Annotated in this window: 2 protein-coding genes and 1 pseudogene; 1 reads left to right on the forward strand and 2 read right to left on the reverse strand. The window is 34.7% G+C overall.

The window, feature by feature from the left end:
• Positions 1–1409 (reverse strand): annotated as a pseudogene (locus DMP16_RS08800) (xanthine dehydrogenase family protein molybdopterin-binding subunit); the annotation flags it as partial.
• Between the two features lie 312 nt (positions 1410–1721).
• Between DMP16_RS08800 and DMP16_RS08805 the strand changes: the two are divergent.
• Positions 1722–2351: a TenA family transcriptional regulator gene (locus DMP16_RS08805; RefSeq protein ID WP_069283356.1), complete on the forward strand. Its 630-nt coding sequence runs from the start codon at positions 1722–1724 to the stop codon at positions 2349–2351.
• Between the two features lie 52 nt (positions 2352–2403).
• Here the strand turns inward: DMP16_RS08805 and crn1 are convergent, their stop codons facing one another.
• Positions 2404–2940, reverse strand: coding sequence for a CRISPR-associated ring nuclease Crn1 (crn1, locus tag DMP16_RS08810; protein WP_069283354.1), 537 nt, complete (start codon positions 2938–2940; stop codon positions 2404–2406).
• Between the last annotated feature and the right edge of the window lie 184 nt (positions 2941–3124).

The raw sequence follows: 3124 nt of genomic DNA on the forward strand, positions 1-3124 counted from the left end.
TATTTAACATCCTCTTGTGGTATTCCCAATAGCTTTGAAGCTAGCAAGACAGCAGTGTGTTCATTTCCTTGTCCTTCTGGACCAAAACCTAATCCAATTACAATCTTCCCGTCCTTTATCTTAATTTTAACTCTCTCACTTCCTGAAGGTGTACTTGGATCTGTAGACAAAGCAAGACCTATCCCAGTATTCTTATCTCTCATAGAAAAGATATCCTTCCTCGATAACGCTAACTCTAACAAACCTTTGGGATTACCCGAATCATAATATGCAAATCCCGAATCATATGGGAAGCTATCAATAGCATTAGTTTTTCTCACTTCTGCTCTATCAATACCTAACTCGTCAGCTATCGCATCCATCACTCTCTCCAGAGCCCACGTATGCGGAGGAGTTCCAGCTCCTCTAAAAGCACCCGGAGGATTCTTATTCGTCGCAACTAACGTTCCGGTATATTTTACATAAGGTATTTTATAAGGCCCAGTTAAGTGTCCTAATGGTTTAAATGGTTGTCCAGCATCTCTTGAAGCCCCAACGTCTTCCCAAATGTGAATATCTAAGGCGTTAACTTTACCGTCTGAAGTATAATTCGCGCGAATCTTAAATTTCCTCTCTGGTCCACTACTATTAGAAGCCATTAAATGCTCTGTTCTAGTTTCAATCCACTTTATAGGTACTCTAAACTTTAAAGAAGCATAGCTTAATACTGCTAGATATCTGACTAAAGAGAACTTAGCTCCAAAACTACCACCTTGCCTAGCGTTTTTATGAATTACCTTTATTCCCAATGCTTTTTGTATTTCATCAGATACTAAATTACCCGCTTGTTGATTAGATATTATAAGCAAGTAATCGTCCATTGGAATAACTTGAGCTCCATAAGGTTCAATCGGATTACCGGAACTTCTTGACCAATACAGTTCTAACTCCAATTCCCTACCTCTACTATTGTTTTTTCCGAATTCGAAAGTTTGCTCTTTTACAACGTTACTCTTTAAGTCATCAAACAATATTACTTTATTCTGGAGAGCCCTATCGATGTTAGGCACAGCTTCCAAAGGCTCATAGTCTACTTGTACGTACTCAGCTAAATCTACAGCCTCATATGGATCATCAGCTAGGATTAATGCAACAGGTTAACCAACATACAACGCTTTATTTATTGCTAGTAATGGACTTGTTAATCCAGCACCTTCTCTTTCTCCTGCTTGTTGAACTGTCCTAGAAAGCATGTCTTTTCCGGTTAACACTAAGGCTCCTCTCCTCTCTGCTTCACTAGAGTCAATTTTACTTATCCTAGCATGTGGATAGGGACTTCTGAGAAAATATGCGTATTTCCCCCTAAATTTGAAATCGTCAATGAACTCTCCTTTGCCTAATAATGCGTTATAAACGTCGATCCTTTTCATAAGAATTAGATTGGTTAGTTCACAAATAAAATTTTCTACGATATCAGACTCAGCTGATGAGTATATTGCTAAATCAAAGATAATGAGAATAAAGAATATACTATCATGATATATTAATTATACTTTGTGGTAAGTGCCTTATTTTTCCACGTATTGAATATATAGTGTAGTTATTCTTATTATATACTTCAAATAAACTTACATAGGGGATATGAGATTTACAAAATGAGGAAAGCCTCATCCTTAAGGGCAAGGAGAAAGTAGGTTTACCATTAAGATAGTTTATAAGTAACTTATATTTAATATTTAATAATGAACCCGCTTCAAATCATAAGAAAGGAACTAGAAAATCTTAACTTACAAATACTTAATAATCCTATTTTAAAATTGGTGGAGGAAGGAAAGCTGAAAAGGGATGTTATTAATTATTTTGTAATTAACCAATGGTATATAGTGAATCATGATCTAAGGTCACTAGCATTAGGTTTATCAAAGAGTAGGTCTATTGATGAGCTAAGCATATTTAAGGAATTAATTGATGGGGATTATCATGCTCTAGGAGAACTCATGAAATTAATGAAGGAGTTAAATATTGATATTAAGGATCCATTAACGTATAATATATCTCCTAAGGCTGTAAACTATACACATTACTTATCTTGGTTGGCAAATTATGCGGAACCAAAAGAGTTTTTGTTTGCTACAGTAGTTAATTTACCGGTATGGGGTACTGTTGTGACAAGGTTTGGAGAAGGCTTAAGGAGGAATTACGGTATTAATGAATTAGGATTTTTTGATACGTTTAAGGGCTCTTATGATGAGCTAGAGAATAAGGTAATTAGTCTTTTGGAAGTTAAAGACATGAATAGACTTAAAACTATTGCATACATGATTCAATATTACGAAAAAGAGTTCTGGGAATCTCTGTTAGAGTTTCGATAAAATATATCTAAGTTCCATGATAAAGTCGTAACTCTTTAGACGAGGAGGAAGTTTAGATGTCAAATACTATAGTTTTTGCATCTTTAGATATCAGCTCACAATAATCCTTCTCTAATTGCTCATTGCATTCTTCTCTCCTCTTAAGTTCTGGTATATTAGTTAAATTTCTTATCTTATCATTAATGCTTCTATACGATTGTTGTGAAATTATAGAAGTTATAATCTTAGCCCCAACAGCTTTAGCAGCTAGTGCTGCTGCTACGCTCATCCCTTTTCTACCCCCCGTTATATCCATGTAGTCATCTGGTTGTAAATGACCTTCAATGAACTCTTTAAACTTTCTTAAGTCGTCTTCATTGTTAATATCATCTATATCGATCTGATACTTAGCAATCTCAACCTTTGGATATTTCTGTTTGACGCAACATAAGAATAATACGTTTAAAATTCTCCAAGCCTTTTCGACCTCTGGATTCTTAGTAGTTATTACTCTTATCTCCGTTATCTGTACTCCATTTTTCATTAAATATTCAAACGTTTCTAAAACTCCTCCAGGTGACGTACCTAAAGTAGAAACTAATTTTGGCATATTTTACATAATAAAAAACTAAGTTTTTATTTCTTTCTGGACCTTAGATATAGTATTATTCCTACAATTATTATTATCACTCCTATTATTCCAAAAAAGAAACCAAGCCCGGTAAGTATAGCTCCATTTAACAGTGAAGAAATCTCAGCATTACTCATGGCATATTTTACCGCAACTGGAGTTG

Origin of the sequence: Sulfolobus sp. B1 (assembly GCF_007050195.1) — an archaeon.
Lineage (GTDB): Archaea > Thermoproteota > Thermoprotei_A > Sulfolobales > Sulfolobaceae > Saccharolobus.